Origin of the sequence: Rubritalea profundi, from assembly GCF_002954445.1 — a bacterium.
Taxonomy (GTDB): domain Bacteria; phylum Verrucomicrobiota; class Verrucomicrobiia; order Verrucomicrobiales; family Akkermansiaceae; genus Rubritalea; species Rubritalea profundi.
Genome location: NZ_MQWA01000001.1, coordinates 720031 through 738298 on the forward strand (window position 1 = coordinate 720031; position 18268 = coordinate 738298).

The window sequence follows — 18268 nt, forward strand, 5'->3', positions numbered from 1 at the left end:
CAGAGTGAATGATTTACGTTAAAAACTACTAGAACCATTGATAATTCAATAGTTAGAAAATAAAAATAACACCAAAATTATTTCTAACGCCAATCCCTAGCAACAAGAACCAAAACAACCCGAAATCCTACTAGTATAAGGATTTGAACCAAATATCAACCGAAGTGTACCGGAAAGTCCGCTCACCATTTCCCGACCAGACCCGAGTTGGCTCCACGTCTCATAGCGTGCGGATCGGAACGAAAACCTTTGCCAATCCCTCAGAATTGTCCCAATTGGTTTCTGATTCGAAAGCTCATCATTCTGATGGTCTGGAGTGGGTGTGGCTCGACACAGCTCTGCGGCGGGCGCGGCTTGACGCGGCTTGACGCGCGTGGTGGCAAGCCAGCTACAACCCACTCAACTCAAGCACCACGCGATATACAACAGGCTTCATCAGGCCAGCCTGAAAACTGCACACTTGAAACTACCGCCCCCATGTGTCGAGCCACATCCATCCTCAAGAGCTGAGTCGAGCCTCAGCACTCCAAGATTCCTTGGGTACAGAACTATCGGGATTATACCGCGGGCTCTAGGGTTAAGAGCATTCCACTGACAGCAATGGCGCGTTGATTCGCGAGTCCCTGCTTCGGTTGGATACCCCTTGTTGGACATTGGCTATTCTATGGATCGCAAAAGCTCCACCCCCCCCAGACGCAAAAAACGGTGGCCTCCCTTTCGGGAAACCGCCGTATGATTTAGTTTGCTTCGTAGGATTCCCCTTAGAGCAATCACCACGTTGAGGCCGGCGAAGAGCTTGGCGTCGACCGCGAGGGTCTTCACTATCTTCACCTCGACGGAGTCAGTGGCTCCGTCGAGGTCTCGGTGATGATGATATTCACATTGTCATGCACTGCGGTGGTCCAGCCAACCAGGTCGCTGCCGTATTCCACTGCAATGGTGGTGGTGGCGTCGTTATTGGACTCATCGGTGCGAATGTAGGTGAAGATCAGGTAGGTGCCGTCTTCAGTGCTCGTCGGCGCAAGGCCGGCGTCATCGCTTCCGTCACTAGGATCTCCGCCCACGACCCACTCAACACCGGTTCCAAGCCGCCGCCGTCGAAGTCGAGGTCAGCACTGGCATCAGTCAGGCCGGGGTAGCCGTCAGCCCAAGTATCGTAGTCACTGCCGGCAGCGAGACCACTGACCACTAGCTCAAGGTTGTTGCCATTGAGCTGCAGGGTGCCGGTGAAGCTTCCGATCGCGCCGCTGTCGTTGGTGTCGTCGATCCAGCCGCTGATCACTCCGCTGGTCATCAGCGTGTAGGTGCCGGCTTCCAGGCCTCCGAGGTCGGAGAACGTGAAGTCGGTGAAGCGCAGCGCACCCTGGCCGATACCCAAGGTGCCTGACACGGCGATCTGGTCGCTGGTTCCCGCTAGCGCGTCGAGTTCGAATACCAAGGTGCCTCCGCCGCCGGCCATCGCCGCGAAGTTGAGGTTGTTGGTGAACGTGAGCGTGCCGACCGAGAGACCGGGTGCGAGGCCGCCACCGGCGTTCGCCGTGGTCGCCTTCTTGATCATGCCGGTACCGCCCAAGACACCCGGGCCATTGACGGCGACTGAGGCCGCTTGTTGGATCTCGCCGGTGACCAGCAGCGTGCCGTCGTTAACGATGGTCTTGCCGTTGTAGTTATTGTTGCCGGAGAGCGTCCAGACACTGGAGCCTTCCTTGATGACGTCATGGCATCCATCCCAGTTATTGGGGTGTGTGTTTACTCTGTTAATCGCGCCGGTTACCTCGTTACCAGTAGCTGTGCCGCCCAGCGTAAATGTAAGAGCTCCACCGCCATAGGACTCATTCAAACCGATTGAAGCAATCGACAAGCTGGCTGTGGTAGGATTCATGGTCGAGGTGGATCTTGAGACGTACAGGTGTCCCAGAGCAAGACTGCTGCCTGCCCCACCAGTGACGGTGAGCGAGCCGGCTGCATCTAAGGCTGCGCTTTCGCCGAGAGTCAGAGTCTCGCCGGCGGTGTTGACTTCAAGCGTGCTGTGTCCGAGCAAGGTAAATCCGCGGTCGCGGGAAGCGGTGGCACCGGTGTATTGCAGGGTGCCGCCGATAAGGTTCAGGCCGTCTGCACCCGCTGTCGGGTAGTTGCCGAGCGGGCTGCCTACGGTAGCGTTCGCAAGGCTGGGGACCGAAATGGTGCCAGCCTCGAGTTTGGTGACACCCGCGTAGGTATTGGCACCGGACAGCGTGAGCGTTCCGTCACCACCTTTAGCCAGTTGGCGAGCGGAGTCATTGGAGATCACGCTGCTGACCGACAAGGTCGAGCCTGAAACGACGCCAGCCACCGAGTCCGAAGTCATTCGGAGTCCATCTCCAGACAGGGTGACATCGCCTTCTTCGACGGTGAGGCCGCCGATGTCCTGCGTGCCGAAAACAGTCACGGTATAGGCTCCGGTGGCGGTTGCGCCAGCAGCAAAGGTTGTAGCTTGGCCTGCGGATGATGACCAGAGCGCGGAGGCTCCAGTTCCATCTGCGACGGTGTCCCAATTGGCAGTCGTGCCACGGCCCCAAGTACCGGTCGGAGTGGATCCTCCGCCTGCACCAGCGGTGGTTCCATCAATATCCCTTTAAGTGGTGGGCGCGCCAGCGACGGTCAGGACACCTGCGCCGCTGTACCAGCTCGGGTTGCGATCCTGTCCGGCGCCGTAGGTGCAGGTTGGCTGCGTCACACCGTTGATCTGCAGATATTTGATGGTGTCGTTGAAGTTGACCGTCAGCAAGGTGGCGTTGGTTCCGCTAATGCTCAGCGTCGCGGCGTCGGACATTGCATCCGCCGCGTCGATGGTGAGCTTCGCGGCAGGGTTACCGTTGCCAACCGCCATGATCGTGACATCACCACTCAGCGAACCGGCGAAAGTGGCGTTGGATTCGATATTATTTCCAGCGGAAGGATTGACGATCAATTCGGTGAAGGTGTTCGCTGCGGACAGGTTGAATTCACTATTCGACTTGCCGCTAACGTTCACCGTAAAGGCACCGTGGATTCCATGGTCGAAAAACAGATCCGGAACATTATTGGTGGACAACCCGGTCATGATGAGGAGATCCCCCAACATTTGAATCTCCGGCACGATAACGGTGCCGGGAGTTCAGTTGAAACCGAAGGTCGCACCAGCGCCTGTGGTGATGACCGTGGCTCCAGGGGTGCCGAGTGCACGGTAGTCTTCGATACTGCCGGACGCATACCCGAAATTCAGCGTTGCGCCGGCGCCAAGGGACAGGTTGCCGCTGTAGAGTTGGGTGAATAGGGGGGCGGCGGCCTGGTTATCCTGGACCATTACCTGCCTGTTGTCGGGGATGATCACATCCACCCCTCCGCTTGGAACGACGGCGGGGTCCCAGTTGGCGGCGTTGTTCCAGCCGTCGTTATTCCCGCTGTTGCCACCGATGTAAGCGCTCTCGCCAGAAACCGTAAAGTTCCAAGTGGTGTCATCCGCGATACCGGCATAGTCGAGATCGTTGTAGTTGCGGATCGCGGTCGCGCCGATCTGAACGGCGTAGTTCGCGGCACCCGCAAGAAAAAGCAGGACTGATCGTTACCTCAGCTCCGTTCACAGAAACCCGCGAGCTGTCGCTGACAGGGATGACCGTGTCGATGCTGTCTGTCAGGTTCTTCAGCACGATGTTGTTGCCAGGGCTGACGCCGGTGACGTTGACATCATCGACGTAAAGGCCGATGTAGGTAGCGTCGGCACCCACGAAACGGAATTCGAGGTAAACGTTTTTGCCTGCAGCGTCCGAAACATCGAAGGGACCGTAAGTGGCCCAATCAGCGTCCATGGGTGCAGTGATAGCAGGAACGGTCACAAGTAAGTCGTTTGTGGTGACTTCTCTTACCAGCACCTCAACTGTGTCGCCGGTCTTAGCATCAACTGCGGCTGCAAACTGGAGTTGGGCCGACACGACGCCGGTGAGATCAATACCATTGCCGCCTGCGTCCGGTCCCTGAAGGATCGAGTCGCTGCCAGCAGTAATGGTACCGTAGGGTGCTGTGCCGCCGGCTCCAAGAACGGTGCCCCAGCACCTCGCCGAGCCGTTGTTGCCGGTGGTCAGGACGAGGTCCCAATCATTATCCGCATTCGGAGTGCCCCGGGCCCAGTCGTTGGGCGCTCCACTGAGTGCGAAGTTACCGTTGTCACTCTCGAAGTCTTCGTCGAGAAGTGTCGTCACTGAGTAATTAAGAACGACATCCTCGTCAAAGGTGATCACTAGATTGGCATTGGGCACGACATCGACCGCATTATCGGCTGGGTCATAGACTGTAGCAACGGGTGCCAACGCATCAACTGCTATGGTGGTGAAGGTCCAATCGCCGGAGGCTGTGCCCAGGTAGGCATTTGGAGTGTCAGCCAGGTCCACGATGGCGTCGTTGGAGATCGTGACTTCATAGTCTTGGACGAACTCGAGATTAACCGTCGGGTCGATGGTCAGAACCGCTCCGGAAACCGATACACCGGCGTCCGCGTCAGGCAGGCTCGTGAGATCGATCGTAAAGTCCGAGGATGAGTCGCCTCCGACTTCGGAGACGGTAATCGCGCCAAGACCGGTAAGGGCTATTGGCTCACTGAAGGTCGCCACCAGATTTGTGCCGGGGTAGGCTCCGGTGGAATCGTCGGCGGGCTCCGTCGCGGCGATGAGAGGTGCCGTCTCGTCCGGGCCACCTACTTACGGAATGTAGACTTCAGTGTAGGCGAGCGTGTGACCCTGGTTGTTACCTTCCCACAAAAAGTTCGTGGCACTGTCTGCTCCGGAATAAACCGAACTGCCATAGCTGAAACCTTTCAGATTGAGGTGGCCACCCCAAGCCCACGTGAAGATACGGCGGGCATCGTTGCTGTGATTAGCATCCCTAGTGTTGCTGCCGGTGTGTGTGCTTATCGCTGCTCCCGGCAGTCCAGCCGGAGCATTCTTAAAATCCGTGGTCACGGAGTACTGGCTGTCCTCGATGTTCCATGTGAACGCGTCACCGTTTCCGGTGAAGGCCGTCCAACGGACATCCTGGAACTCAACGGTTCAGGTCGTGTCGCTGGCACGCGACAGACGCATCTCCACATTCGCCATGCTGGTATCGCCCCGTTGCGACAAAAGGTCGATGATGATTGCATCGGAATAGCACTTCGGCGCAAAGGCGGCCGTCGTGCCGACGTTCTGGCTGACATCACCCACTGCGCCCTGGCCGTCGGTATCGAATTCCCAGCCTTCACGGCCGCGACCGATCAACAACCACTCTTGGCCGTCAAATTCCTCGAAATAGGCGTCAAAGTTTTGTCCATCAGCGGTGAGCTGAGAGATGGTTTGGGACATCGCCAGAGTGGTGACCATCGCTAAGCAGGCAAGAGCGGCGCAATAATTTCGGTTTTTGGGTTTCATGGTTTTATGTGCTAGGGGTTTGCATTTTGTAGGGCCAGTTGCGGTTGAGATGAAAAAAGGGGGGGTACTCTAGTACGGTAACACTCTATTGTGAGAGTATGTCTGCATGATTCTCTTTATTTAATATAAGACTTCCCACCTTAAGTTAAGCTCTATTACCTGCACTAAATAACATCTTATTAATATAAATAATTAAAATATTATATATTATATAATAACATAAACTCTATTTACACAATACTAACTTAACCACTGCTAGTAATTTACTTTAAACAGGGAGATATTAATATTTTCTACAACAAAATATGGGGGGGGGGAGGAACTCTTGTAGATAAATCCTCTAAATCGATAGACCATAAGCTAGATTACCCTTATTTAATATAGGCATACTATTAATACATAAACTCTTCCACACGAAAGAAGAGTTATCAAGAAAGAGGTTTCACCACCCATTAATAAACACCCCATCTATCATTTTAATACATAATATAAAACATATTAATACTAACATCACAACTGACATAAATTTACTTTTATAATAATTAATACGGAGGGGATGATATAGGATTGAAGACGGAAGACGGGAGGAGAAAGGCGCTGCGCTCCAATTAGAAATACTGGAGCCGATAGCTGGAAACTAGAAACCACCCGCAGGGTACATGAATTTGCTTGGGTTGAGGGTTCAATTTTGACCGCGAAAGATGCGAAAGGAAGACTTGGGTTGATGGCTCATTTTTAACCACAGAATACACTGAAAACACGGAAGTGCTTCCTCCTACGCCAGAGGCTTCGGCTCGATGAGTGGGGCGGGAGTTCCAAGTGTGCTCTTTTCAGTGTTCAGACTAGGATGATGAAGCCTGTTGCTGATTGTGTGGTCTGAGAGTTAGGAGGGTGGTTATATTTCGGCCGATCCTCACCCACACGCGTCAAGCCGCGCCCGCCGCAGAGCGGTGTCGAGCCACACGCACTCCAAGGGAGAGAGTGGTTATTGACTCTGGCTTGATGAGCTTTAATGCATCAGAAACCCATATTGACGATTTTGAAGATTCTAGATTGAGGGGCGTAAAAACCCCGCAAAGCCGTTGGGCGATGCGGGGTTCTTGAGTTTTTGAAAATTGGGATGAGCGTATTAGGCGTCCTTTTTCTTCGCCGTTTTTTCGGTCGCTGTGTATCCCTTCGCCTTGAGGGCGGTGATAAGATCAGCTATTTTCACGGAAGCCTCCGCGCTGACGACGGCTTCTGCTTTATTTCCGGTTTTGGCACCGCATTTTGCTGACGAGACTCCTTTGACGCTGTTAAGTGCAGACTGCACTTTTTTTGGACAACCAGCAGCTCATTTAAGGCCGGAGACTTCGAGCGTGACGGTTTTTTCGTCAGCGGCGACAACTTCAGCAGTCTGCGCGTTGCCAGTCACTGCAGGGGCAGCCATGGCACCAGCGGAGAGAACTGCGAAGGCAGCAATCATGGTGATTTTAGTTTTCATAATCTTAGAATGAGACCGGTGGCCGAATTGCTCCTTAATCTCACTTGCCAGTGAATCAGAAAGTTGCAGATCCGTCTAAATCTTTTTTAATCCCCTCAATGTTAACTTATTTCATGGTCCATCCGAGGTCGATTTGATCGCCGACGGGGAATTCGAATTCGCTGAAGACGCTGAGCTAAATTTCGGGTGGAAGCTCGTAGCTCAATTATTCTGTCTTCTTATCGGAGCGCGGCTATTTTCCTAAAGTCGGGTAGAACAACGCCATTCTAGGACTCTACTTTTCTTCTGGGCTATCCTCTACCTTGTTGTATCGAGGATTCGCTTTCACGATGTCTCCAGTCTGATTCATCGTCTCATCCAGGGCGCTGGCTGTGAAGCCGAGAGGCAAGGCAATCAGGCGCCCCAGCGACGCCCCAGCCGTCGCAGTTTGACGAGGCGGGACACATCCTACGGTAATGAGGCTGATACTGGTAAGTGCGACGGCTTGGGTGATTAATAGTTTCTTCATTGTTGTTGTTTTCTGTTTTCTGTTTTCTGGCTAAGTGGTTTGCTGTATCTGAGTTTGCGTGGCGTTCAAAGTATGCTGAGGACTGTCAGAAGAACCATTATCGCGACTGGATTATGATTCGTACCGTATTTCGGATTCGCCACAGCGACGCCTTTATTCTGGTCCGTATCGCTTTTCGGATTCGCCGCAGTGGTGTCTCCGGTCTGGTCCGTATCGTATCTCGGATTCGCCGCAGCAATGTCTCCGGTCTGTTTGAGCACTTCATCTAGGGCGGCGACCGTAAAGCCGATGGGCATGGCGATCCCGCGGCCCACCCACGACCCCGCCGTAGCAGTTGGCCGAGGGGAGCCGCATCCCACCGTAAAGAGGCTGATGCAGATAAGTACGATGGCTTGGGTGATTAAGTGTTTCATCATTGTGGCTTCTTTTGGTTTTTAAGGGGGTGATCTTGATAAGATTTGTTGCAGGCCGTCCGAAGCGGCTCTCACACAGCCACAAGTCATAGGAGGAGTCCGCCATTTACCAAAATACATTTTGCGGAGGAAAACATTGATTTGATCAATGTATATCTTCCCCCTTCTGACCATCCCTTATAAAGATAGTCATGGAACCTGTGCGCCTTTGTACCACTTGGATCTTTAGACCACTTAGAATTTGAAAAGAGATTAATGGCGGAGTGATTTCTTGAAAAATCAAGGCTCGACGAAGGATGAGTGCCGCTTCTATGCGCCGAGTAGCTTAACGGAAATCAATATGGACGTGCGGCGGCTCGCCCGCATGGTGGAGAAGACCGAGGAGGCTTGGGTTGATGGTTCAATTTTTGACCGCGAATCTCACGGATTTCACGAATATTCTTGGGGTTGATGCCTGCGACGCTCGACAAGTACCGTGGCTACGATCTCAATGGTGGGCAGGCTCTTGATCTGTAAATTGTCGTGTAGCGTGTGGAGGAGTCTAGAAACGACCTTCTGCGAAAACGTCGATATCATTGATCATAGCCACTTCCGATGGTCTACGCTGTGAACGTATCGATTAGACGCTGAGTTGTATCGGCCTCCATCAATTCAGCTCAACAAACAACCTGAAGAATCTCCGGTCTGGATTGGCCACCTCATCGGTGACCGTGACACTCACTGGTGATACCCCTGACTCAGCAATGGCATGCGCGCCCGTGGACACGGTAACGCCCCCAAAAGTCGAGTTTGCAATAGCGGTCCAGGCTCCCACCAGCAAGGTCTCGGACGCTTGAACGGTGTAGTCGATATCTGTTTTTGCGGGATCCCGCATGAATGAAAAAGTCGCTCGACCGGCCCCATCATCTGATACGGTTGGCAGTAGGCTAGGAGCGTCATGCACGAGTGGATCACCTCCCAGCGCGTACTCCATTAGGTTGTCCATTCCGTCGAGATCTGGATCGGCGTCGTTTTCTCCCGGCCCGGTATTCGCGGAACTTGAGAAATGCCCTAATTTCCAATTCTCCAACAAACTGAGATTTTTTGCCGTAACGACAAAGGTGAAACTCAACTCATTACTGTCGTCGCTGGGAATGGTTACGGTGGCACTATAGTCACCCACCGGCTTCCCACTGGCAAAACTAAGCTGGAAAGTCGTTGATAGACCAGGAGCCAGGGTGGCATAACTTGGCTGATGAGTGATGCCGAAATCACTCCCCGTGACTGAGAGTGTGCCGAGGTTTAAATCTGCACTCCCTTTGTTATGGATCGTATAGGTTCGGCTTTGTGTGGCAGCAGCTGAAGTAAACTCCCCGATATTAGTATGATTGAGCAGAGCTGTGAGAGCGCTTTGATAGGGAATCGGCCGACCATTCCCCGCCACCTCGATTTCTGGGACTATAACTCCACCTTGCATGGATAAGCCGATTTCAATTAGAGGTGTGTCCGTATCATTCGAGTTCAGCCACAATCTGCCAAAATAATCATTGAAAGGCACAGTCGCCGGATCAAACGTCAGCGTGATGTCACTGGTCAACGACGGAAGGCTCGTGCCACTACCACTTGACAACTCCAACCACGAAGCCTCGGCCGGAGGCAAGATCCTCACCCCCATTTGATTGGTAATTTGACTACTATTGGAAGCTACCGTGACGCCCTGATTCAGTTCGTCATTCTGCATACCGACCAAATAATACTCGGTCGTTGGCACTGATTTGTATTGTAAGATCACTTCACCGCTCGACTTCAGGATCGCCTGACAAGTTAACCGTTCATCTGCAGGAGAAGCATTCGAGTTAAACTGGTAGACCGCTTCATACTGGATGATGAAGGTATCGGGATCGAGTTGAAGGTAGTAAACTTTGCCTTCATCTTCCCGCAAATCAAGGTCATCCCAATAGACTGCAATCATGTTTCCTGGGGCTCCAAGGTTGGGCAACACGGAAGCGTTCGATGGCGCGTCCAGCCCGTTCCCAAAGGTCAGAAATCCTTCGGTGGAAACAATTAGGTTGCTCTAGTTATTGCCATAAAAGGGAAAGCTAAAACCAAGTGGCAGACTAGAACTCCCTCCATTGTCAGTAGCGTAGGGTGTCCAGCTCCAAGCCGTAATTTCCGTGCCAATGCCCGCTATATCAACCCACTGATACGACGGGCCATCCACATCATTTGAGTCCCTGAAATCATAATCGGCAGCCACGGTGTAGTTTAGATTTCCCAAGCCATTGTTCTGGATTGTTAGCGCTGCGGAATCACTGGCCCCAGCAGCGAGAGTCTTGCTGAAACTGGTGGTGCCAATTGCTATATCAGGTGCATTCGGATTTCCTTCACCCGAAACGAAAAAAGTAAACACCGCTTCATCGGCATCGTCCGAAGTGAGGGAAACTTCAGCTACTCGGGTCTCCGCCACAGATGGGGAAAACTGAATCGTAAAGGTTGTTTCTGCAGCCGAAGCCAAACTGACTGAGCTCGGCTGACTGCTCTCCGAATAGTCCCCTGCTCCTACGCCTGAAAGTGTCACCACGGTTGCGCCAGTCAATGTTAGTGAACTCGATCCATCATTTCGAATTGTAAATATCCGGCTTAGCGAATCCAGATTGATCTCTCCACTGCCAAACGAGGTGTGGTTTCCCAACTGCGCCCCTGTCGACCCATTCTGAATCGGTTGACTATTCGCAGAGATCGATATTTCAGGCCCAGTCACAGCTCCAGGAGAGGCATCAATGAATACTCCCTGGCTGGAGTTCAAATACGTACCCGATGACGATGTTTCCAATTTCACCGCGCGTACCATATAGGTATAGGCGACTCCAGAAACTCCAGACAGATCTTCAAAAGTTGTGCCAGCCACCAAGGCTCCGTTGATACGGGAAAATAGCCCCGTGTTGCGGGCACCGGCAGCTCCTCGATAGATGGCGTATCCTTCAATAACGGTGTCCGCAGATGCGGCCCAACTCAGGCTCACCTTCCCCGGAGTGGCTGCCTGGGCCAAGCCCGTCACTGGAATAACAGGGAACAGCCGAAGCGTAGGGTCTCCCATCAAAGCAACGTGAACATAAGCAGCCCCAGCTCCAGTAGGATATTCCCCGATGTTATTCTGTGTGCGACGTGTCCCGTGCCCGCGCGTTTCCCCCATCGCCATCGAATGTATATGCCAGTGAGGACGACCCGCCCACATATTTGCCAAGCCTAACCCATCTGCCGTTCCAGCCAGAGGAGCTCGTAGAAAATTATTGGCATTGCCCCAGTCGCCAAAATAACTTCAAAATAAGATGTTAAATACAGCTTTGCTGTCTGTGTTGCCAAATTGGGCGGACGTCCCTACTCCACCAGCAGAGGTATAGCTCCCGCCACCTCCACCAAAAGCCCAGAGGTAGGTATCTATATTCAAGGTGGTGAACCAATCCGCAGCGGTAATATTCCCGTATCCAAAAAATGATTTAAAGTTCCACCAAACATTCGAAGCAAAGGTGTCATTCCCACGGTAACCCCAATTATCATCTACCAATCCGAGCCGTGGCACAGAGGCATAGGCGCCGAGTTGATGGCGGTAGTCATGATCTTTATTTAAGTAGCGGAGAAGCAGGTCATTTTCACTGGTTGATGCGTCTGGAAAAATCGTCATATTAGAAAGATCAACCCGACCAATTTCCAACTCAACGGCACTGGGTAAGACCGACTGGTCATACTTGCCATACCCTGGCACATTGTCGTTCCTTGTTCCTGAAGCTGCCGTATTATTCACTCCGGTATCAGTCCAGGTGCCATCCATTTCAGCATAAAAGACATCACCAGGCCATGCGCCTAGGTGATTAGAATGACCGTACGGATTTATCAGGCCAGAATAAGGCACCGGGATTCGCCCAAACAGAAAAACACTGCTTACATTAGGAGTGGCAGAGTTCGCATAATGCGCTGAAATGATTGTTTTCACATCCTCTACCGACTGAGCCGCGGTGATATGCTCGCGGATGACATGCCAGCCATCGCCGGCAAGATCCTGCTGCAGCCGAGTCAACTCGATTGGAAGTGTCGCAGCAGCGCTATCCCGGACCAAAAGAATAACTGAGCCCCTGCTATCGACTTCAGCAAGCCTGATACCCGCTTCGATGAATCCCGTGGAATTCAACGGACCATTTGAAAACAACCGAACGATCCGGTATTCATACAACTGTCCCGACTGCACCACGGTATCGGTAAAGGTCAGGTCGGAGGTTGGCAAACTTGCGTACTCGGCTCCCCACGGCTGACCAGCCTGCCTGCGGTAGAGTTTCTGATGGGTAATGACGTAGCTGCCGCTGGTTGGTGCCGTCCAGTTCAGCTAATTTCTGTAGCCTGACGCCCCATTCCTTCTACCTAGGTAGAAAGTCGGAGCTTACGCTTGCTGGATGTACCAGCGCACCGCTTTACTCACATCCTCAGCGATATTCGACTGAGGCTTAGCGAATGGAGGAACGAACCACGGGTACGCTCCGACGAGGTCAGTGATCACGGCCACTTCTCCGTCACACGTTTTTTCACCGCAGCCAATTCCTATGGTCGGCACGGTGAGAGCATCAGTCAGTCGCTGAGCTGTATCAGCCACGACACTTTCTAAGACGATGGCAAAGACTCCGGCCTTTTCGAGAGCTCGGCAGCCATCGAGGATCGCTTCAAACTCCTCTTCGGATTTGCCCTTTTTCTTATAGCCTCCTTCTTCAAGGACGCGCTGGGGCAACATCCCCATATGACCCAAAACAGGAATCCCCGCATCGACGATAGCTTTCACTTTGTCCGCCTGCCGGACGCCGCCCTCAAGCTTCACTGCATCAGCTCCAGCGTCGACTAACTTCTGCGCATTCTCTAGAGCCTGCGAAGGGCTATCGTAGGAATGAATCGGTAAATCACCAACAATCAAAGCCTGTTGGTTCCCTCTCGCCACCGCAGCCACGTGATGCAGCATATGCTCCATCGTGACATGCGTGGTATCCGGATAACCCAGCACCACCATCCCTAAGGAATCCCCAACAAGCAACAAACCAACACCCGCCTCATCGAGAAGCCTCGCGGTGGGATAATCATAGGCTGTGAGACAGGCAATTCTTTGTCCACCTTTACGGCCCTGTAGAGCTGCTGCTTTGATTTGGCTATCAGTCATCTTCTTTAGTGATTGGAAATACTACCAGACTGATTGCACCAAGCTAAGTGGCGGCTCATCTGAGTCGAGGTAACGGTGATGTTCAGAGATCGTGGCTATATCGCCAGGTAAAATCAAATTGGGACGAATATCATTGAGCGGCTGCAACACAAATCGCCTTGCTAACATACGTGGGTGCGGGATGGTCAAAATATCCTCTCCAATCACGTTACTTCCAAAATAAAGTATATCGACGTCGATCACCCTCGGAGCATTTTGCTCATACACGGCGTCACGCCCTAGGCTAAACTCCACGCCCTGAGTCATCTGCAGCAAGTCATACGGCTCACCAATATAGTCGATCTCAATGACTGTGTTGTAGAAGTCAGGTGCATCGCTAGCACAATCGACGGGCTGACTTTGGTAAATTGGTGCCTGTAAATAGAGTGATTCCGGGTCTACCAACCCACGCAGCATATCACGTGCCACACGAATATTCGTGAGACGCTGACCGAGGTTTGCCCCCAATGCTATTCCTACGCGCGTTGCCATTCGTCGCTCTATTTGAATACTTACTTCAAGCCCAGCACGTCCTGCATGTCGTAGAGACCAGCTGCTCGGCCTTGGAGCCAGATCGCAGCACGTACAGCACCGCTGGAAAATGTCATCCGGCTCGAAGCCTTGTGAGTAAGCTCAAAACGCTCACCCTCAGCAGCAAACATCACGGTGTGGTCACCGACTACATCTCCGCCGCGAAGCGTGTGCATGCCAATTTCCTTCGCCGGACGAGGACCAATATTCCCCTCACGGCCATGAGTCACATCTTCTTTATAGCTGGTGTCAGTTTCTTCATTGAGAATTTCTAACAACCGACGGGCAGTACCAGAAGGTGAATCAATTTTATGCTTATGATGCATTTCGGTCACCTCGATATCAAAGCTATCATTGCCCAATATCTGAGCCGCCTTCTGAGTGAGAAAAAAGAGAGTATTCACACCGACTGAATAGTTAGCAGCAAACACGATAGGCAAAGTCTTGGACGCCTCAACGATACGCGCTTTCTCTTCATCACTATGGCCAGTCGTACCGATCACCAGTGGCGTATTATTTTCTAGCGCCGCATTGAGCACACTCTCAGTGAAATTATGCACCGTAAAATCGATCGCAGCGTCCACGCCCGCGAATGCTGTGAGAAGATTCTCACCGTGGTCATGGGTTTTGCCGACAGCCGCGTGAGCGTCAGCTTCAGCAGCCTCTACCAGAGCCTGCCCCATACGGCCAGATCGGCCAAGAATTAGAAGATTTGTCATAATGTGTAGGTCGTCGTTAGCTGAGACTAAATGAGGGAATACTTATTGAGGAGCGCACGTACTTGCTCGAGATTTTTACCACCAAGCGGAAGCATAGGCAAGCGAATCTCATCCGAACAGTAACCCATCAGAGCCGCTGCGGCCTTGATCGGCATAGGGTTGGTATCCACTGACATCAGAGTATTCAATAGATCAAAATATTCAGCCTGAATAGCTTCTGCCTTAGCCACATCACCCGCAAGCATTGCATTGACCAGCGCTGAGACCTTATCGGGAACAATGTTAGAAGCGACAGAGACAACACCACAAGCACCGCGCTTCATGAACTCGATAGTCAATGGATCGTCGCCTGAGAGAATTTCGAAACCATCCGGCAGAACTGCCTTGAGTTGATCCACACGTTCGACACGACCACCAGCTTCCTTGATAGCAACGATAGTGTCGCAATCTTGAGCTAAACGAGCGGCAGTCTCTGGCGCAATCTCCACGATCGAACGTCCAGGAACTGAGTACAACATGATTGGCAAACTGGAACTCTCAGCAATTGCGCGGAAGTGGAAATATAAGCCCGCTTGAGACGGCTTATTGTAGTAAGGCGTCACTTGAAGTGAAGCGTCAGCACCGATAGCCTCAGCCTCCTCGGTCAAATGAATTGCCTCAGAAGTAGAGTTAGCGCCAGTCCCCGCGATCACTTTCAGTCGACCCGCAACTGCATCCACAGCGATACGAATCACCTCTAGATGCTCATCTGGATCCAAAGTCGGCGATTCTCCAGTAGTGCCTACGGGAACGATTCCCTGCACTCCTCCAGCGACCTGTCTTTCGATCAATTGGCGGAATGCTGTTTCGTCTACCTGTCCATCGCGGAAAGGTGTGATAATTGCTGTGTGCGTGCCTGCGAACATGGCCGCACCCTAGTCACCAAAGCGGCCGAGTCAAGAGTACAGAATCGTTGGGAAAAGAGAGCGAAACTATAGGTAAATCAGCACATCCCGATGTCCCCTATAATTCCCAGTAATCTTTACAATGGTAAAATTCACATCATTCCTCTACAACTAACATCAACAACATTACAACTATTAGACATTTATGAGCTTCACCGAAATCACAAGTACATCCTGGTTTTCAAGACTAGGCGACTCAATCAAGGGCATTCTGTTTGGCCTTATTGCCATCCCTGTTGCTCTCATTCTTATTTTTTGGAACGAAAAACGAGAAGTAGACAGAACTAGAACGCTTGAGGAAGGCGCCAAGATGGTAGTCGTGGTGAATGCTCAGCAAATTTCTCCAGCCAACGAGAACAAGCTGGTCTACCTCACTGCCGAAGCGACAACATCAGAGACTCTCACTGACCCTGATTATGGCGTAAGCTTCCAAGGAGCACTCAAACTTCAGCGCCACGTCGAGTACTACCAGTACGAAGAAGAGTCCAAATCAGAGACAAACAAAAAGCTAGGTGGCGGCACGGAAACCGTGACTACCTATGACTACTCAGCTCGATGGGTTAGCTCCCCTATTGACTCCTCCGCATTCAAAGATCCCGCATTTCAAACAAAAAACACTATTCTTAAAAAAATCCAAGAAACTACCCTTTCACCAAGTTCTGTGGAACTTGGAGCGTATCAACTCTCCAATAGTCAAATTGCCAGATTGAGTGCCGATTCTACATTCAGCCTAGCGGCCGACTATTCCCTTCCCGCTATGGTCGCAAGCGAAGCCCAAGTCTCAGGCAACAACATTTACTATGGTACTGACACCCAAACCCCCAGCATTGGCGATGCTCGAGTCCATTTCACCTACACAGCTGCTGGCACCTATAGCATTATAGCGCAACAAGCAGAAAAGAGCTTCGTCACCTATCAAGCAAAGAAAGGCTCTCTCTCTATTCTCAAATCAGGAGCACATTCTGTTGATTCTCTCTTTGCTGAAGAAGCCTCCTCAAATAGCATACTCTCATGGGTATTGCGGGCTGTCGGCTTTGCCCTTATGGGATTCGGTTTTGCGGCTATTCTAAACCCACTATCAGTAGTCCTTGATGTTGTACCGTTGCTTGGAAACATTGCAGAGATTGGCACCACCCTCATCGCCTTCATCCTCTCTCTGTCCATCTCTTCTGTTACCATTGCAATCGCATGGCTCGCCTTCCGCCCCCTTCTTGGTTGCAGTCTGCTACTCATTACCTTTGGAGCTATTTACTGGCTCAACCGGCTTAAAAAGAAAAGAGCTATCATGCCTTAAGCTTGTACTGAGTCGTAACTCATTGTTAGATTTCATCTCAGCATGAGCTCTCCGTCAGACATAGAAAAAAACTCACCCAGCTCGGGGCTCCTCCGTCGAGTTTGGTCGAAAAATTTATTCAAGGATCGGGAGCTGGCGGACAAAAGATCAACAAGACCTCCTCGTGTGTTTACCTGAAACACCTCCCCACAGGCCTCGAAGTCAAATGCCAAGGGGAGCGCTCGCGTGAAACCAACCGCCAACTCGCGCGTGAGGAGCTTTGCCGGAAAATCCAAGCGCTCTACGACAAAGCGGCTGCTGAGAAAAAAGATGCGCGTGAGAAGACGCGCCGAACCAACCGTCCACGCTCACGCAACTCGAAGTCCCGCATGCTGAAAAGTAAGAAGCAGAACGCCCAAAAGAAGAACCTCCGCCGCAAGCCTGGGACGAACGATTAAGTTCCATCTGAAAAGACTTCACACTTCACACTTCCAACTTCACACTCCTACCCATGCAGCAATACCTCGATCTTTTGCAAGACGTTCTCGACAATGGAGAAGAGCGCCTCGACCGAACCGGCACAGGAACGGTCTCAGTTTTTGGCCGTCAGTCACGCTATGACCTTCGCGATGGGTTCCCTTGTTTAACGACGAAAAAGCTGCACCTCCGTTCGATCATCCATGAACTACTCTGGATCATCAAAGGTGACACAAACATTTCCTACCTCAAAGAAAATGGCGTCCGAATCTGGGACGAATGGGCGGATGAAAATGGCGATCTGGGCCCAGTCTATGGCCAACAATGGCGCGCATGGAAAAATGAAGAAGGCGAAACTATCGACCAGATCGCTCGGCTGATGCACGACCTCAAGCACAATCCTCATTCCCGCCGCCACCTCGTTTCGGCCTGGAATGTCGGTAAAGTGGACGCAATGGCGCTGCCCCCCTGCCACCTCCTTTTCCAGTTTTACGTCCACGAACCAGCAGAAAAAGGTGGCAAGCCCGGCCTCTCCTGCCAGCTCTATCAACGCAGCGCCGACCTCTTTCTCGGTGTACCGTTCAACATCGCCTCCTACGCACTCTTTACCATGATGATCGCCCAGGTCCTCGGCTACGAAGCCCGCGACTTCGTCCATAGTTTTGGCGACCTTCACCTCTACAAGAATCACCTAGATCAGGCTAGACTTCAGCTCACACGTACCCCACACAAACTTCCAACAATGTGGGTTAACCCTGAGATCGACGACATCGACAAATTCGCATTCGACGATTTTAAGCTCGAAAACTACGAGCACGATACCCATATCAAGGCCGCAGTATCAGTCTAGCCGTAAAAGATGCTTCCAGCGTCTTTATCTATGCCCCTCAAGAATTCACTTTACCAAAGAGGCTAGAAGCCTCTTCCACTCACCTAACTACCTAAAGAGGCTAGAAGCCTCTTCTACACAACTTATGAATCTTCCACGCAAAGGCTGTAAAGTCATCACCCTCGACGATATACAATACCGTTGGAAAGCCTATTCCACAACAAGATGTACTGAGGTCCGCATCTCATACAATGAAATCGAAGGCGGCCAAATTCTAGTCGCTCAAGTCCCTAAATTATTTAACCTCAAGTGGCTCGTTCCGATCATCGAATTCGGCCTTGAAAATGGCTGGGACCCTGCTAAATCTGCTGTCCCTCATTACATTAGAAAGATCAAAGAATCTTTCAGAAATCTTACACCTGAAGAGGTCGAGAGTCATCTTCAGAATAGCTCTAAATAAAA

General features: G+C 51.8%; 19 protein-coding genes and 2 pseudogenes. 4 read left to right on the plus strand and 17 right to left on the minus strand.

What is annotated here, in order from left to right; translation table 11 throughout:
* Positions 1-988 precede the first annotated feature (988 nt).
* The 17 genes and pseudogenes from BSZ32_RS03140 to dapA all read right to left on the minus strand — a co-directional run bounded on the left by BSZ32_RS03140 (position 989) and on the right by dapA (position 15188).
* Entirely contained in the window at positions 989-2428 is a 1440-nt protein-coding gene (locus BSZ32_RS03140; protein ID WP_105042073.1) for an autotransporter-associated beta strand repeat-containing protein, read from the minus strand.
* Positions 2429-2614: 186 nt separating this feature from the next.
* Complete coding sequence (locus BSZ32_RS03145) at positions 2615-3118, minus strand: hypothetical protein (protein WP_129589567.1); 504 nt, start codon at positions 3116-3118, stop codon at positions 2615-2617.
* An 18-nt stretch (positions 3119-3136) separates the two neighbouring features.
* Positions 3137-3358, minus strand: coding sequence for a hypothetical protein (locus tag BSZ32_RS03150; RefSeq protein WP_105042075.1), 222 nt, complete (start codon positions 3356-3358; stop codon positions 3137-3139).
* Between the two features lie 118 nt (positions 3359-3476).
* Positions 3477-4688 (minus strand): annotated as a pseudogene (locus tag BSZ32_RS03155) (Ig-like domain-containing protein); the annotation flags it as partial.
* A 24-nt stretch (positions 4689-4712) separates the two neighbouring features.
* Positions 4713-4973 (minus strand): hypothetical protein, encoded by a 261-nt coding sequence (locus BSZ32_RS03160; protein ID WP_105042077.1) that lies wholly within the window; start codon positions 4971-4973, stop codon positions 4713-4715.
* An 87-nt stretch (positions 4974-5060) separates the two neighbouring features.
* The gene (locus BSZ32_RS03165) at positions 5061-5417 is read right to left on the minus strand and encodes a hypothetical protein (protein WP_105042078.1); all 357 of its coding nucleotides are present in this window, start codon (positions 5415-5417) and stop codon (positions 5061-5063) included.
* Positions 5418-6546: 1129 nt separating this feature from the next.
* A pseudogene (locus tag BSZ32_RS03170) lies at positions 6547-6735 on the minus strand (hypothetical protein); the annotation flags it as partial.
* 15 nt (positions 6736-6750) lie between these two features.
* Positions 6751-6900 (minus strand): hypothetical protein, encoded by a 150-nt coding sequence (locus BSZ32_RS18635; protein WP_165788604.1) that lies wholly within the window; start codon positions 6898-6900, stop codon positions 6751-6753.
* Positions 6901-7174: 274 nt separating this feature from the next.
* Positions 7175-7408, minus strand: coding sequence for a hypothetical protein (locus BSZ32_RS03175; protein WP_105042080.1), 234 nt, complete (start codon positions 7406-7408; stop codon positions 7175-7177).
* A gap of 65 nt (positions 7409-7473) precedes the next feature.
* Positions 7474-7824 carry a hypothetical protein gene (locus tag BSZ32_RS03180; RefSeq protein WP_105042081.1) on the minus strand — a complete coding sequence of 117 codons (351 nt, stop codon included), beginning with the start codon at positions 7822-7824 and terminating at the stop codon, positions 7474-7476.
* 643 nt (positions 7825-8467) lie between these two features.
* Positions 8468-9772: a choice-of-anchor D domain-containing protein gene (locus tag BSZ32_RS03185; protein ID WP_105042082.1), complete on the minus strand. Its 1305-nt coding sequence runs from the start codon at positions 9770-9772 to the stop codon at positions 8468-8470.
* A gap of 102 nt (positions 9773-9874) precedes the next feature.
* Positions 9875-10993 carry a choice-of-anchor D domain-containing protein gene (locus BSZ32_RS03190; RefSeq protein WP_165788605.1) on the minus strand — a complete coding sequence of 373 codons (1119 nt, stop codon included), beginning with the start codon at positions 10991-10993 and terminating at the stop codon, positions 9875-9877.
* A 126-nt stretch (positions 10994-11119) separates the two neighbouring features.
* Positions 11120-12079 (minus strand): hypothetical protein, encoded by a 960-nt coding sequence (locus tag BSZ32_RS03195; RefSeq protein WP_129589569.1) that lies wholly within the window; start codon positions 12077-12079, stop codon positions 11120-11122.
* Between the two features lie 153 nt (positions 12080-12232).
* Positions 12233-12994, minus strand: coding sequence for a 3-methyl-2-oxobutanoate hydroxymethyltransferase (gene panB / locus BSZ32_RS03200; protein WP_105042085.1), 762 nt, complete (start codon positions 12992-12994; stop codon positions 12233-12235).
* A gap of 21 nt (positions 12995-13015) precedes the next feature.
* Complete coding sequence (folK, locus tag BSZ32_RS03205) at positions 13016-13525, minus strand: 2-amino-4-hydroxy-6-hydroxymethyldihydropteridine diphosphokinase (protein ID WP_105042086.1); 510 nt, start codon at positions 13523-13525, stop codon at positions 13016-13018.
* A gap of 20 nt (positions 13526-13545) precedes the next feature.
* Positions 13546-14283 carry a 4-hydroxy-tetrahydrodipicolinate reductase gene (gene dapB, locus BSZ32_RS03210; RefSeq protein ID WP_105042087.1) on the minus strand — a complete coding sequence of 246 codons (738 nt, stop codon included), beginning with the start codon at positions 14281-14283 and terminating at the stop codon, positions 13546-13548.
* A 26-nt stretch (positions 14284-14309) separates the two neighbouring features.
* Positions 14310-15188: a 4-hydroxy-tetrahydrodipicolinate synthase gene (dapA, locus tag BSZ32_RS03215; RefSeq protein ID WP_105042088.1), complete on the minus strand. Its 879-nt coding sequence runs from the start codon at positions 15186-15188 to the stop codon at positions 14310-14312.
* A 184-nt stretch (positions 15189-15372) separates the two neighbouring features.
* On the opposite strand from dapA, the gene BSZ32_RS03220 reads away from it, so the two are divergent.
* The 4 genes from BSZ32_RS03220 (at position 15373) to BSZ32_RS03235 (ending at position 18266) form a co-directional block, all read left to right on the plus strand.
* The gene (locus BSZ32_RS03220; RefSeq protein WP_105042089.1) at positions 15373-16521 is read left to right on the plus strand and encodes a TMEM43 family protein; all 1149 of its coding nucleotides are present in this window, start codon (positions 15373-15375) and stop codon (positions 16519-16521) included.
* Positions 16522-16622: 101 nt separating this feature from the next.
* Positions 16623-16958, plus strand: coding sequence for a peptide chain release factor family protein (locus BSZ32_RS03225; protein ID WP_240610553.1), 336 nt, complete (start codon positions 16623-16625; stop codon positions 16956-16958).
* A 53-nt stretch (positions 16959-17011) separates the two neighbouring features.
* Positions 17012-17827 (plus strand): thymidylate synthase, encoded by an 816-nt coding sequence (locus BSZ32_RS03230; RefSeq protein WP_105042091.1) that lies wholly within the window; start codon positions 17012-17014, stop codon positions 17825-17827.
* A 124-nt stretch (positions 17828-17951) separates the two neighbouring features.
* Entirely contained in the window at positions 17952-18266 is a 315-nt protein-coding gene (locus BSZ32_RS03235) for a hypothetical protein (protein ID WP_105042092.1), read from the plus strand.
* Positions 18267-18268: the final 2 nt, after the last annotated feature.